The sequence below is a fragment of the Diaphorobacter caeni genome (genome assembly GCF_015354245.1).
Lineage (GTDB): Bacteria > Pseudomonadota > Gammaproteobacteria > Burkholderiales > Burkholderiaceae_C > Diaphorobacter_A > Diaphorobacter_A caeni.
Window position 1 is genome coordinate 131363 of sequence record NZ_JADKYZ010000008.1, and the last position, 19806, is coordinate 151168.

Annotated in this window: 17 protein-coding genes; 7 read left to right on the forward strand and 10 right to left on the reverse strand. The window is 63.4% G+C overall.

Going from position 1 to position 19806, the window contains the following annotated elements:
* Nucleotides 1-103 precede the first annotated feature (103 nt).
* Both ISG32_RS19475 and ISG32_RS19480 read right to left on the reverse strand, forming a co-directional pair.
* The gene (locus tag ISG32_RS19475) at nucleotides 104-517 is read right to left on the reverse strand and encodes a VOC family protein (protein WP_194772682.1); all 414 of its coding nucleotides are present in this window, start codon (nucleotides 515-517) and stop codon (nucleotides 104-106) included.
* Nucleotides 518-693: 176 nt separating this feature from the next.
* Entirely contained in the window at nucleotides 694-1497 is an 804-nt protein-coding gene (locus ISG32_RS19480) for a hypothetical protein (RefSeq protein ID WP_194772683.1), read from the reverse strand.
* A gap of 346 nt (nucleotides 1498-1843) precedes the next feature.
* On the opposite strand from ISG32_RS19480, the gene ISG32_RS19485 reads away from it, so the two are divergent.
* From ISG32_RS19485 to ISG32_RS19495, 3 genes are all read left to right on the forward strand, one after another.
* Nucleotides 1844-2479: a YbhB/YbcL family Raf kinase inhibitor-like protein gene (locus tag ISG32_RS19485; protein WP_194772684.1), complete on the forward strand. Its 636-nt coding sequence runs from the start codon at nucleotides 1844-1846 to the stop codon at nucleotides 2477-2479.
* 8 nt (nucleotides 2480-2487) lie between these two features.
* Nucleotides 2488-3357: a helix-turn-helix transcriptional regulator gene (locus ISG32_RS19490; RefSeq protein ID WP_194772685.1), complete on the forward strand. Its 870-nt coding sequence runs from the start codon at nucleotides 2488-2490 to the stop codon at nucleotides 3355-3357.
* Nucleotides 3358-3582: 225 nt separating this feature from the next.
* Nucleotides 3583-4794, forward strand: a complete 1212-nt coding sequence (locus ISG32_RS19495; RefSeq protein WP_194772686.1) for a GGDEF domain-containing protein — start codon at nucleotides 3583-3585, stop codon at nucleotides 4792-4794.
* Between the two features lie 247 nt (nucleotides 4795-5041).
* Here ISG32_RS19495 and ISG32_RS19500 read toward each other — a convergent pair whose 3' ends face one another.
* The 7 genes from ISG32_RS19500 to ISG32_RS19530 form a co-directional block, all read right to left on the reverse strand.
* Entirely contained in the window at nucleotides 5042-5998 is a 957-nt protein-coding gene (locus ISG32_RS19500) for an NAD(P)H-dependent flavin oxidoreductase (protein WP_194772687.1), read from the reverse strand.
* A 113-nt stretch (nucleotides 5999-6111) separates the two neighbouring features.
* Complete coding sequence (locus ISG32_RS19505) at nucleotides 6112-7902, reverse strand: acyl-CoA dehydrogenase (RefSeq protein ID WP_194772688.1); 1791 nt, start codon at nucleotides 7900-7902, stop codon at nucleotides 6112-6114.
* A gap of 82 nt (nucleotides 7903-7984) precedes the next feature.
* Nucleotides 7985-8917: an electron transfer flavoprotein subunit alpha/FixB family protein gene (locus ISG32_RS19510; RefSeq protein WP_194772689.1), complete on the reverse strand. Its 933-nt coding sequence runs from the start codon at nucleotides 8915-8917 to the stop codon at nucleotides 7985-7987.
* 18 nt (nucleotides 8918-8935) lie between these two features.
* Nucleotides 8936-9685, reverse strand: coding sequence for an electron transfer flavoprotein subunit beta/FixA family protein (locus ISG32_RS19515; RefSeq protein WP_194772690.1), 750 nt, complete (start codon nucleotides 9683-9685; stop codon nucleotides 8936-8938).
* A gap of 237 nt (nucleotides 9686-9922) precedes the next feature.
* Nucleotides 9923-11242, reverse strand: a complete 1320-nt coding sequence (locus ISG32_RS19520) for a mechanosensitive ion channel family protein (RefSeq protein WP_194772691.1) — start codon at nucleotides 11240-11242, stop codon at nucleotides 9923-9925.
* Nucleotides 11243-11269: 27 nt separating this feature from the next.
* Nucleotides 11270-12073, reverse strand: coding sequence for an enoyl-CoA hydratase (locus tag ISG32_RS19525; protein ID WP_194772692.1), 804 nt, complete (start codon nucleotides 12071-12073; stop codon nucleotides 11270-11272).
* 206 nt (nucleotides 12074-12279) lie between these two features.
* Nucleotides 12280-13239, reverse strand: coding sequence for a histone deacetylase family protein (locus tag ISG32_RS19530; protein WP_194772693.1), 960 nt, complete (start codon nucleotides 13237-13239; stop codon nucleotides 12280-12282).
* A gap of 37 nt (nucleotides 13240-13276) precedes the next feature.
* Between ISG32_RS19530 and ISG32_RS19535 the strand changes: the two genes are divergently transcribed.
* Genes ISG32_RS19535 through mltB form a run of 4 tightly spaced genes read left to right on the forward strand, consistent with a single transcriptional unit; the run spans nucleotide 13277 to nucleotide 18471 of the window.
* On the forward strand, nucleotides 13277-14197 hold the full coding sequence (locus tag ISG32_RS19535; protein ID WP_194772694.1) for an AAA family ATPase: 921 nt from the start codon (nucleotides 13277-13279) through the stop codon (nucleotides 14195-14197).
* Nucleotides 14198-14201: 4 nt separating this feature from the next.
* Entirely contained in the window at nucleotides 14202-15239 is a 1038-nt protein-coding gene (locus ISG32_RS19540) for a DUF58 domain-containing protein (protein WP_194772695.1), read from the forward strand.
* A complete protein-coding gene (locus ISG32_RS19545) occupies nucleotides 15236-17362 on the forward strand; it encodes a transglutaminase family protein (protein WP_407645080.1) in 2127 nt (708 codons plus the stop codon). The genes ISG32_RS19540 and ISG32_RS19545 overlap by 4 nt, the downstream gene beginning before the upstream one ends.
* Nucleotides 17359-18471 (forward strand): lytic murein transglycosylase B, encoded by a 1113-nt coding sequence (mltB, locus tag ISG32_RS19550; RefSeq protein WP_228529950.1) that lies wholly within the window; start codon nucleotides 17359-17361, stop codon nucleotides 18469-18471. The genes ISG32_RS19545 and mltB overlap by 4 nt, the downstream gene beginning before the upstream one ends.
* 50 nt (nucleotides 18472-18521) lie before the next feature.
* Here mltB and ISG32_RS19555 read toward each other — a convergent pair whose 3' ends face one another.
* Nucleotides 18522-19805, reverse strand: a complete 1284-nt coding sequence (locus ISG32_RS19555) for a branched-chain amino acid ABC transporter substrate-binding protein (protein WP_194772696.1) — start codon at nucleotides 19803-19805, stop codon at nucleotides 18522-18524.
* Nucleotide 19806: the final 1 nt, after the last annotated feature.

The window sequence follows — 19806 nt, forward strand, 5'->3', positions numbered from 1 at the left end:
TACGCCCCAAACAAATCGGCCCGAAGCGACATGAGAGCATCGCTTCGGGCCGGCATTCAATTCAGATGGTCGACGCCACCACGCGGCGGCCGACCAAGGCGCTTCAGTGCTCGTACACCTGCTCCCAGCTCACGAAGCCCTTTACTTCAATAGGATTGCCGCATGGATCACGGAAGAACATTGTCCACTGCTCGCCAGGTTCACCCTCGAAACGCACCTGCGGCTCCAGCACGAACTGCGTGTTCGCCGCCTTCAGACGCTCGGCCAGCTTGAGCCAGTCGGGCTTGAGCAGCACCAGGCCCAGATGCGGCATCGGCACCATGTGAACGCCCACGCGCCCGGTGTTCGCCACGGGAAACGGCTCGCCCAGATGCAGCGAGATCTGGTGCCCGAAAAAGTTGAAATCCACCCACGTGTCCGTGCTGCGCCCTTCCGCGCAGCCCAGCACATCGCGGTAGAACCGGCGAGCCTCATCGAGGTCGGTGACGTGATAAGCGAGGTGAAAAAGACTTTGCATAGTGCCGGGAAGATAACACCGAAAACAAGCGGAATCAGCGAACGGAACCGTGCGCCGTGGAATGGAGCGCAACTGCCGCTTTCCGCATCGCAGAAGTCAAGCGTCAGGACCTTCGCCGGCCATCGAATCCAGACCCACGCGGCAGTGCGCAACGCCACTAGCCCTCATCAAGGCGATCAGCGTCCAATCAAATAGTCGGTATATGTTTCGCGCCCATTTGCCGTCGTGCTGACAAACATCGCAGTGAAGTTCCCATTGGCATCAACCTTGATGTCCTGTGCGGTAAACGTCCCATCATCGCCCGGATTGCACACGTAGTTCCCGCTCGCGCTGAGAGACACGCCGCGCAACTCGTAGGAGCCGGTGAACTTGCAGGACTCGCTGCCTCCAGTGGCCACGATCAGAAGGCCAAAGCGACCATCGCGCGCTTCCGTGAAATGGAAGGTGACAGGGTTGCGTTCACCCTTGCTGTCAGCCGCAACCCGGAATCCGCCAAAGTACCTGTCATTCAGTTCGACGGACGCATCGCTGAACACGAACCGGGAAATCTCCTGTGGCTGCTCCCCCGGCAAGGTCATGGTGCCGTGCGTGCTGTCCCTGAACGTGATCTTCACGACACCAGCCGAACCAAGCTCCACCCCGTTCTGAAACGGCCGGCCCAGGGCGGTCCCCTTGGCGTACTCCATCAAAGATCCGGAAAAGCTGTCACCGGCAAGCTTGCCGCTGGCCAGATAGAAAGTGGCTGCACCATCAGCGCGATAGCCGTAATAGGACATCACCAAAGTGTCGCCCTGCGTATCCAGCTGAAATCCACGTCCGGGCTGGCCCGTCTGCTCGGCGGGAAATGACCACATGCCGGAATCCGGCACAACCACGATCGAGGATGCCTGCAGATTGCCCGTGGATTGGGCATGCGTTACGCCTCCTCCAAACACTGCGAACAGGGAGAGAAGCGCGGAAATGATGGCGGGTTTCTTCATGAGAATTTGATGGCGGCCAGTTGCTAGATATTTTCTATTCTATACATAAATATCAATTTGTAACATTTCATTTGATTGCTGCGCGTGCGATGCGGGAGTGTCCGCTGGAATCGCCAAGGAAATATTCAAACAGCCGCCGCCACGAGCGGATTTCCACAAGATTCGGCGTGATTCACATTCACGGCAGATTTACCAAAACAAAGCCTATCAGGTCAAAATGATTCGATTGGGATGATATTTGATCGGATTTGGTGACCCGAATGATTTGCCGCGCTCTACACTTGTGAACATGCATTGCCCCTTGGATGCAATCGTCAATCCCACTCACCTACGGAAAGAACGTCCCATGCAACTCATCAGTCACAGCTTTCAAGACGGTCAGATCATCCCCGGCGAATTCGCGTTCGCGGTACCTGATGCCGCCACGCATGTCGCGCTGTCGTCCAATCGCAACCCACACCTTGCGTGGAGTGATGCACCTCCAGGCACCCAGTCGTTTGTGGTGGTTTGCCATGACCCCGATGTGCCCAGCCGGGGCGATGACGTGAATCAGGAAGGCAGAGAAGTGCCCGCTGCGCTGCCCCGGGTCGACTTTGTCCATTGGCTGCTGCTTGACATTCCAGCCGACACGCATGAAATCCTGGCGGGCGCGCACTCAGATGGTGTGACACCGCGTGGCAAACCCGGCCCCGCCACCATCTCCGGCTTGCGCCATGGCATCAACGACTACACCGGCTGGTTCGCAGGCGATGAGCAAATGAAAGGCGACTACTACGGCTACGACGGCCCCTGCCCACCCTGGAATGACACTCTGATGCACCACTACATCTTCACGGTTTACGCGCTGGCCACACCCACGCTCGTCGTCGCAGGTCCGCTCACGGGCGCCAATGTGCGCACAGCACTGGCATCGGCCCAAGTGCTGGGTCAAGCCAGCTTGACTGGTCTCTACAGCCTGAACCCCAAGATCTTGCTTGCTTGAAGGGTCACATGGGGCCGTCACGCATCACCCATTCCGCATCTGATGAGGATGACGGCAGTGCCCGTTGGCGGTTGCCATCGGGCACACCCATGCTGCGGCGCAGCCTATGCAGCCTTGCGCAGCCGTGTTTGATGAAAGCGCAGCGCACGCCCCGCTTCCTGTTTCATGACGCGACCGTGCTGCTGGTTGCTGCGGGACGGATTGATCTCGACGACACAGTCCAGCAGCTCACCGTCGACACCCCCTCCTCGCTGCTGCTCGTCGAGGCCAACACCAGCGCGCACCTTGTCAAAACACCGGGGGGTGTGGAGCAGCGTTTTCGGTCCATTTTCCTGACGCTCCCCAGCACTCTGCTGGAGACATTCCATCGCACGCGCACCCCGACACAGATGGACAAGGAACGGACTCCTTCTTTCCGCCAAGTGCTGCTGGATGATGACCTGACATCTACGCTGCAGCATGTGCTCGCCAGCGTGGACGCACAGCGCGTGAGCGATGAACGCCTTCAGTACCGGTTGATGGATTTGCTCGCGGCGCTTGCAGAAAGGGGCAGCCTCTTTCAGCAGAGCCCGTTAAACAGTGCCTCGAGGCGATTGCGCACATTGATAAGTGAAGCGCCGGAACAGCAATGGACGGCACGCGAGGCGGGACGCGCTCTTGCCATGAGCGAGGCAACCTTGAGGCGACGCCTTTCAGATGAGCGCACCCGGTTTGAAGACCTGTTGATCGACGTCCGCATGCACCACGCATTGATGCTGCTTCAAACCACATCCTTCCACATATCCGATATCTCGCAAGCCTGCGGATACAAATCACGCGCACGATTTGCTGAACGTTTTCACGCACGCTTTGGCTATTTGCCATCGGCCGTGCGCTGAGCTGCAACGGCAGTCGTTGCAATCATCCGAGCCACGCGGTCCATCGGAGGACTCTGAAGGATTTACAGCCATTCTGGATAGGCGGTGCTCGCCTCATATCGTTTCACGCGAGCCCCAGAATGCCCCGCACCGTTGCACTGAACCGCCCGTGCTCACACGCCCGACAAGTCGCTATCATGTATCGATACGTTTCAAATCCATCACTTCGCTAGCGCTGCCGCTGTCATGCCAATCCCCATGCTCAACCCCGAAACCGCCTTTGCCATGACGGGGCTGTCAGGCTGGTCGCTGGGTGGGCTGCTGTGGGTGGTGACCCGCAGTTTCCCGCGGCAGGGGGTGAGGTGGATCACGGCGTCGATGGGCGTGGTGGGCACGGGGTATCTGCTGATCGCGCTGTCCGACACCTTTCCCACCGAACCCACGTTGCGCACGGCCTATGCGCTGGTGGGTGTGGCGTCGTCGCTGGCGAGTTTGGGGCTGCGGCGTTTTCTGATGCGCAAATGGGATGCATGGGATCTGCTTCTGGCGCTGACGCCGTTGGTGTTCCCGGTGCTGTGGACAGTGTTGTCATGGGGTGACTTCGTCCGCTGGTCGCAACTGAGCAATGCGGGGTTCGTGGTTCAGATCGCGATGCTGTGCACGGTGGTGGTTCATGCGCGCAAGGAGATCGTCGGCAATGGCTGGAAAGTCATGCTGCTCGGTGCCGCGATTCAGGCGATGACCGTTCTGCCTTTCGCGATGCCGAGCAGTCCTCCCGGCACGATGTCGCCCATTCCGCAGTCCATGGCGGGGCAGATCACCGCATGGGCTCTGTGCGCCACGATGTTCCTCAATCTGCAGCTGAGCGTGCTGAGCTATCTGATGCTGCTGCAGGACCGCCGCAGCGCCGCCGAGCGCGTGGCCGCCGAGCTGGATGCGCTCACCCGACTGCCCAACCGCCGCAGTCTGGAGCGGCAACTGTTGCGTCTGCTGCCCGCGTTGCAGCGCGAGGGCATGACGCTGGGCGTGATCCTGCTGGACATCGACCACTTCAAACGGGTGAATGACACTCAGGGCCACGACATCGGCGACCTGGTGCTGCAGCACGTGGCCTCCGTGCTGCGCCAGCATCTGCGGCAGGAAGAATTGCTGGCCCGCTATGGCGGTGAGGAGTTCGTCATCGTGCTCACCCGGACCAGCCTGCCCAGCGCCAGCAAAGTGGCCGAACGCCTGCTGCACGCCGTGCGCGAAACGCCGCTGCAGGTGGAGGGCTTGGCGATGCAGGTCACCGTCAGCGCGGGTCTGCATGTGCAGCCGTTGAAGAACACCGATGCGGCCAGCCCCCTGAATGAACTCTGGCCTCCCATGCTGCGCGAGGCCGATCAGGCAATGTATGAAGCCAAGCGCGCGGGGCGCGACCGGTTTGCGGTATCGGCTGCATCCAATGCCGTAGCCTGACTGCGCTCGGTTTTCAAAAAATGCGGGCTGCCCCGCCAAAAGGAAAGGGCACCCAAGGTGCCCTTCTCCAGTTTTGTGCAAACGTGATGCTTAGAGCGTGTTGACGATCTCAGCGCGAGGCTTGCAGGGTGCGGATCGGGATGGGCTGCAAGGCGCAGCAATGGCTCGTGCTATTACGAGGATTTGCAACGCGGCAGACCGCCCGAGGCGGCGCCTGCAAGACCGTGTGGAGATCGCCAACACGCTCTTATAGCTTGAGGCGATCCCGCGCAGCCGCGTATTCCCGCTTGAGTTGGGCCACGAAATCCGCCGTCGAGCTGATCTTGTCGATGCTGCCGATGCCCTGCCCGCTGCCCCAGATGTCCTTCCATGCCTTGGCTGAGCCGCCGCCGCTGAAACTCATCTTGCTCGGGTCGGATTCGGGCAGGTTCTCTGGATCGAGTCCCGCCGCACGAATGCTGGGCGCGAGATAGTTGCCGTGCACGCCGGTGAACAGGTTGCTGTAGATGATGTCGTCGGAGTTGCTGTCTACGATGGCCTGCTTGTAGGCGTCCGATGCACGGGACTCTTCCGTCGCGATGAAGGCCGAACCGATGTAGGCGAAGTCCGCGCCCATGGCCTGCGCGGCCAGAACCGCGTCACCCGTGGCGATGGAGCCCGAGAGCGCGACCGGGCCGTCGAACCACTGGCGGATTTCCTGGATCAGCGCGAACGGGCTCTTCACCCCCGCGTGGCCGCCCGCTCCGGCCGCGACGGCGATCAGGCCGTCGGCGCCCTTCTCGATCGCCTTGTGCGCGAACTTGTTGTTGATGATGTCGTGCAGCACCACGCCGCCCCATCCATGGACGGCCTGATTCAGGTCTTCGCGCGCACCGAGGCTGGTGATGATGAGCGGCACCTTGTACTTGGCGCAGACCTGCAGGTCGTGCTCCAGGCGGTCGTTGCTCTTGTGCACGATCTGGTTGATCGCGAACGGAGCGGAGGGAGCATCGGGGTGTGCCTTGTCCCACGCGGCCAGCGTTTCGGTGATCTCCGCCAGCCAGTCGTCAAGCTGCTCCGCCGGGCGTGCGTTGAGCGCGGGCATCGAGCCGATGATGCCTGCCTTGCACTGTGCGATCACCAGCGCAGGCGTGCTGACGATGAACATGGGCGATGCGATCACGGGCAGCGCGAGCTTTTGCAGCACGGGTGGCAGCTTGGACATGGCGGGAGTCTCCTGAGATATAGATGTAGGTGTGGGTGTAGGTGTTGCGGTGACGATGAAATCGTCGCCACTGCTCCGCTGGATGCCGGCAGATCAGTGGCGACGGTGCTCGATCAGAACGCTTCCTGCGGCAGCGCCATCACGGTGGATGCGCCGTCGACGATGCTGTCGCGCAGCGCGCCGGTCTTCACGAGGATGTGATCTGCATAGAAGCGCGCGGTGGCGACCTTGGCGTCCATGAACGCCTTGTCTTCGCCCTTGGCGGACAACGCCTGCGCCACGAGCAGCGCGCGCCCCATCTGCCAGCCCGCGACCAGATTGCCGGTGAGCATCAGGTACGGCACGCTGCCTGCATAGACGTCGTTGGGAGATGTCTTGGCGGCACCGGCCATGAAGTCCACCACGTCAAGGAACGCCTTGCGCGCAGTGGCCAGACGCGCGGCGACGGCCTTCGCATCGGCGCTGCCGTTGGCGTTGAGTTCGGCTTCCGTCTTTTCGATCTGCGCGGCGATGGCCTTGGCGGATGCACCGCCGTCGCGCGTGGTCTTGCGGCCCACCAGATCGTTGGCCTGGATGGCGGTCGTGCCTTCATAGATCGTCAGGATCTTGGCATCGCGGTAGTACTGCGCGGCGCCGGTTTCTTCGATGAAGCCCATGCCGCCGTGCACCTGCACGCCGAGGCTGGTGACTTCGAGGCTCATCTCGGTGCTGTAGCCCTTGATCAGCGGAACGAGGAATTCGTAGAAAGTGGCGTTGTCGGCACGCACCTGCGCATCGGGATGAGCGTGCGCCGCGTCGTACGCGGCAGCGCCTGTGAGCGCCATCGCGCGGCAGCCTTCAACGTAGGCGCGCATGGTCATGAGCATGCGGCGCACGTCAGGATGGTGAATGATGGTGGCGCTGCCCTTGACCGAGCCATCGACCGGGCGGCTCTGCACGCGATCCTTGGCGTAGGCCACGGCCTTCTGGTAGGCGCGGTCGGCCACGGCGATGCCCTGCACGCCCACCGAGTAGCGCGCGGCGTTCATCATGATGAACATGTATTCGAGGCCGCGGTTTTCTTCACCGACCAGATAGCCGACGGCGCCGCCGTGGTCGCCGAACTGCAGCACGGCGGTGGGCGATGCCTTGATGCCCATCTTGTGTTCGATGGACACGCAGTGCACGTCGTTGCGGTCACCGAGCGATCCGTCCTTGTTCACCATGAACTTGGGCACGACGAACAGGCTGATGCCCTTCACGCCCTCAGGCGCGCCCGCCACGCGAGCGAGCACCAGATGGACGATGTTGTCCGTCATGTCGTGCTCGCCGTAGGTGATGAAAATCTTGGTGCCGAAGACCTTGTAGCTGCCATCGGGCTGCGGCTCCGCCTTGGTGCGCACGAGCGCCAGATCGGAGCCTGCCTGTGGTTCGGTCAGGTTCATCGTGCCGGTCCACTGGCCGGTCACGAGCTTTTCGAGATAGGTGTTCTTGAGCTCGTCGCTGCCGGCAGTGAGCAGCGCTTCGATGGCACCGTCCGTCAGCAGCGGGCACAGCGCGAAGCTCAGGTTGGCGCTGTTGAGCATTTCAATGCAGGCCGCACCGATGGCCTTGGGCAGCCCCTGGCCGCCGAAGTCGACCGGGTGCTGCAGACCCTGCCAGCCACCTTCGCCATACTGCTTGAAGGCGTCCTTGAAACCCGGCGTGGTGGTGACGACACCATCTTTCCACGACGAGGGATTCAGATCACCCGGAACATTCAGCGGAGCCACGACGCCCTCGCAGAGCTTGGCGCACTCCTCCAGCACGGCTTGCGCGGTTTCGAGTCCTGCATCTTCGAAACCGGGGATCTTTGCAACCTGCTCGATATTGGCGAGGTGCTCGATGTCAAACAGCATGTCCTTGAGGGGTGCGACGTAGCTCATGGTGGTAACTCAATAAAAAATTGCAAAAACTGGCGAAAAAAAGGGCATCGCGCAGGATGCCCCGTTTTGTATCGCCGTCGGCTTACAAGGCCTTGACCAGCTCAGGCACCGCCGTGAACAGATCCGCCACCAAGCCGTAGTCAGCCACCGAGAAGATCGGTGCTTCTTCGTCCTTGTTGATCGCAACGATCACCTTGGAGTCCTTCATGCCGGCCAAGTGCTGGATCGCGCCGGAGATGCCCGCGGCGATGTACAGCTGAGGCGCAACGATCTTGCCCGTCTGGCCGACCTGCAGATCGTTCGGTGCGTAGCCCGCGTCCACCGCAGCGCGCGATGCGCCGATGGCAGCGCCCAGCTTGTCGGCCAGAGGCGTCATCACTTCGGTGAACTTCTCGGCCGAGCCCAGAGCGCGGCCACCGGAGACGATGATCTTGGCTGCTGTCAGCTCGGGACGGTCGTTCTTGGTGACTTCGCGGCCCACGAAAGCGCTCTTGCCGGAATCGGCCACGGCTGCCACGGTGTCCACGGAAGCCGAACCACCGGTTGCTGGAGCAGCATCAAAGCCAGTACCGCGAACGGTGATGACCTTGGTGCCGTCGGTGCTCTGCACGGTGGCGATGGCGTTACCTGCGTAGATCGGGCGTTCGAACGTGTCAGCTGAAACCACCTTGGTGATGTCGCTGATCTGCGCCACGTCCAGCTTGGCGGCGACGCGCGGAGCGACGTTCTTGCCAGCAGCGGTTGCGGGGAACAGGATGTGGCTGTAGTTCGATGCGATGGCGAGAACTTGAGCGGCTACGTTCTCAGCCAGTCCGTCCTTGAGGCTCGCGCCTTCGGCCAGGATGACTTTGGAGACGCCAGCGATCTGCGCGGCAGCTTGTGCTGCGGCGGCTGCGCCTTCACCAGCGACCAGAACGTGCACGTCCGCGTCGCACGCCTTGGCGGCTGTGACGGCGTTCAGCGTGGCGCTCTTGAGCGAAGCGTTGTCGTGTTCTGCAATAACGAGTGCGGTCATTGTTGTTCTCCTTATTCCTTAGATCACTTTGGCTTCGTTCTTGAGCTTGTCGACCAGCGCTGCAACGTCCGGCACCTTGATGCCAGCGCCGCGCTTTGGAGGCTCCGACACCTTCAGCGTCTTCAGACGCGGAGCGACATCGACGCCCAGATCTTCAGGCTTGACGGTGTCGAGCTGCTTCTTCTTGGCCTTCATGATGTTGGGCAGAGTCACATAACGTGGCTCGTTCAAACGCAGGTCGGTGGTGATGACCGCAGGCGTGTTCAGCGCCAGAGTTTCCAGACCGCCGTCCACTTCACGAGTGACGTTGACCTTGTCGCCAGCCACTTCCACCTTCGAGGCGTTGGTCGCCTGCGGCAGATCGGCCAGCGCAGCCAGCATCTGGCCGGTCTGGTTGGAGTCGTCGTCGATGGCTTGCTTGCCGAGAATGACGAGGCCGGGCTGTTCCTTGGCGATCAGCGCGTTGAGCAGCTTGGCGACGGCCAGAGGTTGGAGCTCTTCCGCCGTTTCCACCAGAATGCCGCGATCCGCGCCGATGGCCATCGCCGTGCGCAGGGTTTCCTGGCACTGCGCAACGCCGCAGGACACCGCGATCACTTCCGTGACCACGCCCTTTTCCTTCAGGCGAACGGCTTCTTCGACGGCGATCTCGTCAAACGGGTTCATCGACATCTTCACGTTCGCGATGTCCACACCCGTGCCATCCGATTTGACTCGGACCTTCACGTTGTAGTCCACCACGCGTTTGACAGGGACCAAAACCTTCATTGCTGCGGCTCCTTAAGTTTATTGACTGGTTCAGTTGACGTGTACGTAAACCAAATCATTCTATCCCGCACCGCAGCAACTGCGGCTACTTGAATGGCGAATGATCGGGTTATTTGAAAAATAGAACGGTCGTGCTTTTATGACCCATATCGTAGCAGATATCTTTCGGAATGAGTTCTGAGAAAAACTCCGCCAGTCGCGAACGTGACGCATTGCTGCATCTGTTTCACACTGGGCTCATTCCGAAGAGCCCTCCGCTACCGATCCACCCTTTTGAGGCGAATGTGAAAGTACCGCACCCACGGCGCCTGCGGCATCAGCCAAATGCAGTACGCGTTGTGGATACGGAATGTCGATGCCCGCCTCGCGCAGGCCCTTGAGCATGGCGATATTGACGAGCGATTTGATGTTGGCCGTGCCCGCCGCCGGATCGTTGATCCAGAAGTTCAGGCTGAATTCAATGGCGTCGGCGCCGAAGTTCACCAGATAGGCCACGGGCTCCGGCGTCTTGAGCACCCGCTCTTGGGTTTTTGCGGCTTCCGCCAGGATGCGCTGGACCTGCTCGACATCGCTGTCGTAGCCCACGCCGATCTGGGTGGTGATGTTGAACTTCCTGTCGGCGTCAGTCAGGTTCTCGACGCGCTGCGTGATGATGCTCTCGTTGGGCACGATGGACTCGCGACCATTGCCCGCCCGGATCAGCGTGTAGCGGGTCTTGATGTCGGTGATGCGCCCCTCGAAGCCATCGACCTTCACGTTGTCGCCGATGCGCAGCGAGCGCTCGAGCAGAATCACGAAGCCGCTCACATAGTTGGCCGCGAGCTTCTGCATGCCGAAGCCCAGCCCCACTCCCATGGCGCCGCCGAGCACGGACAGCGCCGTGAGGTCCACGCCCACGGCGGAGAGAGCAAAGAGCAGCGCGACAAGCAGCAGCAGCGCGCGCGTCATGTTGACGAGCACCTTGCGCATCGAGAGATCGGACACCGTCTCGTCCAGCACCCTTCGTTCGAACGTGGCCGAGGCCCAGAGCGCCGCCACCAGCATCAACGCCGCGGAGAGACTGCCCTGGATCAGCGTGAGCAGGCTCAGCTTGGTCTTGCCGAAAGCCAGCGTGATGCCGTCGAGCTCATCCATCACGCCGGGCAGCAGGCCGAGAATCCACAGCACCGCGACGGCCCAAGCCACCCACGAGAAGATACGCTCGATCAGTCGCGCAAAGCTGGAATGGGGAAAGGCGGCCGCAAGCACTCGGGCGATCCAGCGGATCAGCACCAGCGAAGTGAGAATGGGCACCGCCACGCGCAAAAGAAATACCGGCTGAAAATGCTCGAACACCAGCCGCGACGCATACACCAGCACCAGCGCCACGAGCGGGAACAGCACGCCCATGGTGGGCTTGCGGCCAAACCAGATCGACTCCGGCGCATCGGGCCCGCGCCTGCGGCCCCAGAGCATGCTGATGACATATGCCAACGCCAGACAGCCCAGCAGCACCACCACTTCGAGCCAGGTCTGGGAACCCCGAAACTCCTGCAGCAACCGATCAAACCACTCCATGCTTGTCGTTCCTTGCGATGGTTTGAATCAGGCGTTCTTCCACACCGGCTTGCGCTTTTCCGCGAAAGCGCGCGCGCCCTCCTGCGCATCGGCGTCCATCATGTTGACGGCCATCGTCTGACCCGCCAACTGGTAGGCGGACTCGATGCCCATCTCCTGCTGCTGGTGGACCAGCGCCTTGCCCATGGCCACGGCGGTACGCGGCTTGGCGACAATGGAAGCGACGAATTTTTCAACCTCGCCATCAAGCTGGTCAGCGCTCACCACTCGGTTCACGAGCCCCTGCTCCAGCGCGGTCTTCGCATCGATGAAGTCCCCCGTGAGCAGCATCTCCATCGCCACCTTGGCCGGCACGTTGCGCACCAGCGGAACGCTGGGCGTGGAGCAGAACAGCCCATATTGAATGCCGCTGGTGGCGAAACTGGCGTCGTCGCTCGCAACCGCCAGATCGCACTGCGCGACCAGTTGGCAACCGGCGGCCGTCGCCATGCCATGCACCTTGGCGATCACCGGCACAGGGAGCTTGTGGATCGCGAGCATCATGCGGCTGCACTGCGCGAACAGGTCCTGGTAGAACGGCAGCTCGGGATGGGCCGCCATGTCCTTGAGGTTGTGACCGGCACAGAAGGCCTTGCCGCTCGCTGCCAGCACGACGACGCGGGCCGACTCGTCCTTGGCGACGGCGGCAAGCGCCGACTGCAGCGCTGCCAGCATCTCGTGGCCCAGTGCGTTGAAGCGCTTGGGATCATCGAGCGTCAGCGTGACCACGCCACGGGAATCGCGCTCTGCGCGCAGCGGGCCTTCAAAGAATGGAGTGGTGTCGAATGTCATGGTCAGTCAGGATTCGGGGCTTCTGCGACAGGCAAAAAGCCAAACCCGAATATTGACACAACCCGCAGGTCCGTTGGGAGTCCTGCAATTTCAGACATCGCCTGCCCGTCACTCCTGACGGCGTTGACACCGCTCGAGTCCGGCGCGGGCCAAGCGGGAGCCGCCACGCGGCGACTCAGGTTGTCTATCAGAGCGTGTTGACGATCTCAGAGGTCTGCCAGAACTCGGACATGAGCCTCGACGCTGCGCGAGAGCGGCCCCATCATGTAGCCCCCCTCAAGGCAGGAGACGATGCGGTTGCTCGAGAAGCGCCGCGCCACATCCTTGATGCGCTGGGTGATCCAGGTGTAGTCGTGCTCGGTCATGCCGAGCTGGCCCATGTCGTCCTCGCGGTGGGCATCGAAGCCGGCGCTCACGAAGATCATCTCGGGCTTGAAGGCTTCGAGGCGAGGAATCCACATCATCTCGACGATCTCGCGGATGTCCATGCCCTTGGTATAGGCAGGCACCGGCACGTTGACCATGTTGGCGGCCGGATTCTGGTCGCCGCTGTAGGGATAGAACGGATGCTGGTAGATGCTGACCATGAGCGTGCGCTCGTCGCCAGCGAGGATGTCCTCGGTGCCGTTGCCGTGGTGCACGTCGAAATCGACCACTGCCACGCGTTTCAGGTGGTAGCGATCAAGCACGTACTTGGCGGCGATCGCCACGTTGTTGAAGAAGCAGAAGCCCATGGCCTTGTCACGCGTGGCGTGGTGGCCCGGCGGGCGCACGCTGCAGAAGGCATTCTCGATCTCACCCGACATCACCGCGTCGGTCGCCGCGATGGCCGCTCCGGCGGAGCGCAAAGCGGCATTCCACGTGTGGGCATTCATGGAGGTGTCGGTGTCGATCTGCTGATGGGACGGGCCTCCGGCGAGTTGTTCCTCGACCACCCGGTCCGACATTCCGCGCACCGAAGCCACATACATGCGATCATGCGCGAGCTCTATGTCGGAGAGGGACGCCAGAGGAGCCTCGTATCGCTCAAGCGCATCGGCCACGCCGGTGACCAGCAGGCGGTCTTCGATGGCGTCAAGGCGCGCCGGACACTCCGGGTGTCCAGGACCCATTTCATGCTTCCAGCAGTCGCGATGGGTAAAAAATCCCGTCTTGCTCACAGTCATTGAGATGTCTCTTGTAATTTTCGAATAACGTCAGGCCATGCACGCACAGCACAAGATCAAATCACTTCTGGATCAGCTTAACACGGTGATCGTCGGCAAGGAATCCCAAGTTCAGGACTGCGTTGCATGCCTGCTCGCAGGTGGGCATTTGTTGATCGAAGACGTACCCGGCGTCGGCAAAACTACGCTAGCGCATGCGTTGGCCAGCACCTTCGGGCTGCGCTTCTCGCGCGTGCAGTTCACCGCCGATCTGATGCCCAGCGACCTGACGGGCGTCTCCATCTACGAGCGCGGCAAGGAAGCGTTCATCTTTCACCCCGGTCCCGTGTTCGCGCAGGTGCTGCTGGCCGACGAGATCAACCGCGCCAGCCCGAAGACGCAGAGCGCGCTGCTCGAGGCCATGGAGGAGCGGCAGGTATCGGTCGAAGGCGAAACGCGCGCCCTGCCCCATCCCTTCTTCGTGATCGCCACGCAGAACCCGCACGACCAGCTGGGAACCTTTGCGCTGCCCGAGTCGCAGCTCGACCGCTTTCTGATGCGCATCTCGCTGGGCTATCCCGACCGCAACGCCGAGCGCATGCTGCTGGCCGGGTCGGACCGCCGCGACATGCTCGATCACCTGCCGCCACAGCTCTCGCTCGACGAGTTCGAGCAGTTGCAGCAGGCAGTCCTGCGGGTACACACTTCCGACGCGCTGCTCAACTACGTGCAGGACCTGATCACCGCGACCCGCTCGGGCCGCTGGTTCCTGCAGGGCCTGTCACCGCGCGCGGGCATCGCGCTGATGCGCGCGGCCAAGGCCCAGGCGCTGATCAGCGGGCGCGACTACGTGGCGCCCGACGACGTGCAGGCCATCCTGCCGCAGACCGTGGCGCACCGGTTGATTCCGGTTGGTGACGCCGGGCGCGGCGCGGTCGAGCAGGTGCGCGCGATGATCGAAGCCACGCCACTGCCCTGATCGCATGAAGTCCTTCAGTCCGTCTTCTGCCGGCCCGCTGGCGGCGCAGCTGGAACCGGGCGCGCCGGCCGGGCGCGGTCCGCTGGCCGCGCTGCGCCGTCGCTGGCATCGCTGGTGGAACAGCCGCCTGCCGCGCACCAACACGCAAACGCTCACCCAGCGCAACGTCTACATCCTGCCGACCGGCGCGGGCTGGATGCTTGCGCTCACCTTGCTGCTGCTGCTGGTCGGCTCGATCAACTTCCAGCTCAATCTCGGCTACCTGCTGACCTTTCTGCTGGTGGGCTGCGTGGCAGTGAGCATTTACGTCTGCCACTCCACGCTGCGTGGTCTGCAGATGCACCTGCTCGACCCCGCGCCGCAGTTTCTCGGCAGCGGCTGCACGCTGGAAATCCAGCTCAACAGCACACGCAAGCAGCCCCGCCACGCCATCGGCATGACGGTCTACGGCAGCAGCAACTGGGTCTGGGCCGATGTGCCGGGCGCGGGCTCCGCCGCCGTGCAGATCGCCTTCAAGCCCTCGCGACGCGGCCTGCACGACGTACCCACGCTCAAGGCCGAGACCCGCTATCCGCTCGGCACCTTCCGCGTCTGGACGATCTGGCGTCCGGCTGCGCAGGTGTTGATCTACCCCGAGCCGGAAAAGCCCGCACCGCAGCTGCCGCCCGGCGAAGCGCGCTCGAGCGGCTCGGGCAACGCTCCCGCGCGCGGCATTGGCGAGTTCGACGGCGTGCGCGCCTACCAGCGCGGCGATCCGCTCAAGCTCGTGGTCTGGAAGAAGGCCGCCAAGTCCTTCGCCGCCGGGTCGGATGAACTCGTGAGCCGCGACGCCCAGCAGTCGCAGCAACAGGAACTGTGGCTCGACATGGCCGCCACAGGCCTGCAGGCGCCCGAGGCCCGCATCTCGCGTCTGGCCGCATGGGTGCTGCAGGCCGACCGCCTGGGCGTCGAGTACGGCCTGCGTCTGCCCGGCCGCGAGATCGGCCCCGATACCGGTGCCGCGCACCGTCACCGCTGTCTGGAGGCTCTGGCGCTGTGCTGAACGTTCCCCCCCACTCTTCCTCCGGTTCGCGCACGGGCTCGTCCGCGTCGTCCGGCCTGATCCAGCGCCTTACCTCGCTTCCGCGCGAGACCCGCGACACCCTGTGGCTGCTGCTCGTGGTCGGCTGGGTGATCTCGCCCCTCACGCCGCATGTGCCGCCGTGGACCATGCCGTTCGCCTATGCGCTGCTGCTGTGGCGCGCGTGGCTCGCCTGGACCCAGCGTCCGCTGCCCAACCGCTGGGTCAAAGGCGGCCTGCTGCTCATCGCCGTGGTGCTGACCGTCGTCTCGCACAAGACCATCGTCGGCCGGGACGCGGGCGTCACGCTCATCATCATGCTGCTGGTGCTCAAGACGCTGGAGCTGCGCGCGCGGCGCGACGCGATGGTGATCTTCTTTCTCGGCTTCTTCACGCTGCTCGCCAACTTCTTCTTCTCGCAGTCACTGGTGGTGGCCGTGGTGATGCTGCTGGGCCTCCTCGGCCTGCTCACCGCGCTCATCAACTCCAACATGCCGGTCGGCAAGCCGCCGCTCGCCAAGAGCATGCGCACGGCGGCGTGGATGTCGCTGCTCGGTGCGCCCATCATGCTTGTGCTGTTCATGCTGTTTCCGCGCATGGCGCCCCTGTGGGGCATGCCTGGCGAGGACCTGCGGGGCCGCAGCGGCCTTTCGGACGAAATGAAGATCGGCAGCATGGCCTCGCTGGTGCTCGACGAAAGCGTGGCCATGCGCATCAAGTTCGACACGCCCGGCGGCCGCCCGCCCGAGCAGCGCCATCTGTATTTCCGTGGCCCGGTGATGTCGTACTTCAACGGCCAGGAATGGTTTGCCGGCAGCACCTATGAGGCGCGCGCCAACAATGGTGCAGGCACGTCCTCCGCCGAACTGACCGTGCGCGGCGAGCCGATCAAGTACGAAGTCACCATGGAAGCCAACCGCCGCAACTGGCTGCTGCTGCTCGACGCGGCCGACAAGCCTCCGGTGCTGCCCGCAGAGCTGCGCGCGCGGATGTCGCCGTCGCTGCAATGGATCGCCAACCGCCCCATCGTGAATGTGCTGCGTTACACCGCCGAGAGCCACATCGACTTCAGCAGTGGACCGACCGAGCGCACAAGAGAACTCAAGCCCTACGTGCAACTGCCCCATGGCTTCAATCCGCGCACGCAGGAGCTTGCAGAGCAGATGCGCGCCGACCCCGCGCTGCAGGGCAAAGGAAACATGGCCTATGTGAACGCCGCGCTGCAGCGGCTGCGCAGCGGCGGCTACACCTACACCCTGGAGCCCGGACTGACCGGCACCCACAGCGCCGACGAGTTCTGGTTCGACACCAAGCTGGGCTTCTGCGAGCACATCGCCTCGGCCTTCGTGGTGCTGATGCGCGGCCTCGACATTCCGGCACGCATCGTGTCGGGATACCAGGGCGGCGAGATCAACGGCTACGACGGTTACTGGACCGTGCGCCAGGCCGACGCCCATGCCTGGACGGAAGTCTGGGTCGAAGGACGCGGCTGGATTCGCATCGATCCGACCGGCGCCGTGATGCCTTCACGCATCGGTGAATATCGCCGCCTGCAGACACCGCAGGGCGCGCTCGGCGAAGCGATGAGCACCGTCATCAGCCCGACCATGCTCATGCAGATGCGCGCCGCGTGGGAAGCGGTGAACAACCGCTGGAACCAGTGGGTGCTGAACTACACGCAGGAACGCCAGCTCAACCTGCTTCGCTCGCTCGGCTTCGAGACGCCCTCATGGCAGGATCTCGCGCGGCTGCTGGGGCTGATCGCCGGGTTGTCCGCGCTGATCGGCGTGGGCTGGTCTCTGTGGGAGAAAAACCATCAGGACCCGTGGCAGCGCATGCTCCAGACGGTGCGGCAGAAACTCGTCAAGCTCGGCATCGATCTGCCGGTTCACCTGCCTCCGCGCAGCATGGCGCAGCGCATTCGCGCCGAGCGCCCGGATGGCTCGCTCGAGCCGGTCGCGCAATGGTTGCTGCGCGTGGACCAAGCCCGCTATGCGCCGAAGCCCGAGGTCGCGCTCTCGCCGCTGCAGCGCGGTCTGCGCGACCTGCAGTGGCCGGGCACCTCCAACTCGTCGAGCACGCCCGCGCACGCCACCCGTCCATGAAAGCCCTGCCCGCCGTCGTCGTCGCCGCCGCCGCATTTGCACTGGCGGGCCTCGCGGCGCTGGGCACGGCGATGGTGAAGCGCATGCCCGACTGGCTTGCGGCGCCCACCACGCAACGTGCAACGCCTTCGGCACCGCGGTATTTCTCCCGTGACCCGCGCGCGATGGAACTGGCGGACCGCATCGCCGAACGTGCCGTGCTCGACGCGCAATGGACCCGCCAAGCCATCGGCGCGGCGCGAGCGGTCGAGCCGATCAAGCAGCTCGTCTTGCCCGTGGCGCGCACGCACGCCAAAAAGAACTGGCAGGCCTACCGGGCCCGCTTCGTGGAACCGATCCGCATCCGCGCCGGAGTGCGCTTCTGGCAGGAGCACGCCGCCGCACTGCAACACGCCGAAGCCGAATACGGCGTACCCGCCCACATCATCGTGGGCATCCTTGGCATGGAGACCATCTGGGGCCAGCAGACCGGCCGCATCCGCGTGCTCGACGCGCTAGTCACGCTCGCTGTCGAATTCCCCGAAGCCCACCCGCGCGCCGCCGAACGCCGCGCGTATTTCATCGCCGAGCTCGAGCAGTTCCTGCTGCTCATGCATGCGCAAGGCACCGACCCGCGCGAGCCACGCGGCAGCTACGCGGGCGACATGGGTCTGCCCCAATTCATGCCGTCAAGCTGGGCGCGCTACGGCGTGGATTTCGATCACGACGGGCGCATCGATCTATGGACCCCTCAGGACGCGATCGGCTCGGTCGCCAGCTATCTGAGGGCGCATGGCTGGGCTGCGGGCCAGCCCGTGTACTGCGCCATCGATCCTGCGACCGCGCCACCGGCATCACCGGCGTCATTGGCCACCAATGGCCTAACGCCCATGCACAGCATGGCAGCGCTCGAAGAAAACGGCATCCCGCTGCAGAGCGACTGCACACGGAGCCTCGCGTCCGATACCCCGCTCGCGCTGGTCGAACTCGAAAACCGCGAAAGCCCTTCCACCTGGATCGCGGCCACCGGCAATCTGCGCGCCCTCACCCGCTACAACCCGTCACGCTACTACGCAATGGCGGTGACGGAGCTTGGCAAAGCCGTGCAGGCGGAAAAAGACAGCCACTGATGCCTGCCGGCCAAACATGGCATGGCAAGGCATGAGGTGGCGTGGCGTGCTCAGCCCGCGGGCCGCACCATTTTGCAGGTCGTCGGCTGCTCCGCCTTCTCCGCCGCGATCTCGCGGATCACGCGAAAGCCGTAGCCCGAGCCTTCCACATCGAACTTCACGCCGGGCGCGCCCATTTTCTCCATCATGCCCACCACGAGGTTCTGCTGGAACTGGTGGTCCGAGGCGCGCATGCGGCCACGGCGACCGTAGAGCGTCACGTCGGCATTTTCGAGTTGGCGCGCAATGGCGACCACGTCGCTCGCGGTCTGCGCACGTTCAACGGCCTGCGCGAGCGACTCGATCATGAGCTGCATGCGCATGTGGACATAGTCGTCCTGCGGCTTCGGAAATCGCGTGCGGAAGGCCTTGTAGAAGGACTCGCTCTCCGCTGCCTGCACATTGGGCAGCCAGTCCGCCACGGCGATGACCTTGCCCACGCCCGCATCGCCGAGGGCCGCGGGAGCACCTAGCGCATTGCCGTAGAACGTGTAGAACATGCCCTCGAATCCCACATCGCGCGCGGCCTTCACGAGCAGCGTCAGGTCGTTGCCCCAGTTGCCGGTGAAGACGGCCTGCGCGCCGCTGGCCTTGATCTTCACGGCATAGGGCGCGAAGTCCTTCACGCGGCCCATGGGATGCAACTCCTGCGCAAGCACCTTCACGTCCGGGCGCTGTGACGCGAGCTGCTCGCGTGCCTCGCGCAGCACGGCCTGGCCAAAGCTGTAGTCCTGACCGATCAGGTAGATGCCCTTGAGCGCCTTGTCTTCACGGATCACATCCATCAGCGCCGCAATGCGCATGTTGGCATGGGCATCAAAGCGGAAATGCCAGAAGCTGCACTTCTCGTTGGTGAGCGAGGGCTCAACCGCCGAGTAGTTGAGGAACAGCACGCGCTTGTCGGGCTCGCGCTCGTTGTGCTTGTTGATAGCGTCGATCAACGCCGATGCGGTGGCCGACGAGTTGCCCTGCAGTATCACGCGCGCGCCATCGTCAATGGCCGCGCGCAGCGCCGCAAGCGCTTCTTCGTTCTGGCCCTTGCTGTCGTAGCGCTGCAGTTGCAGGCGCGCACCGCTTCGCGCGTTCACGCGCTCGATGGCCCATGCGATGTTGCGCAGCACCGCCTCGCCGGTATTGGCGAACGGGCCGGACATGCTCTCCACGAGCGCCAGCTTGAGCGGCGTGGCGCTCACATGGGCGGCCGCCCAGGCCGAGGTCACGAAAAGCGGCGCGATGCTGGCGCCGAGTGCGAGCGTGCTGGCCTTCAAGAGTGCCGAGCGTCGGGTCGTATTCATC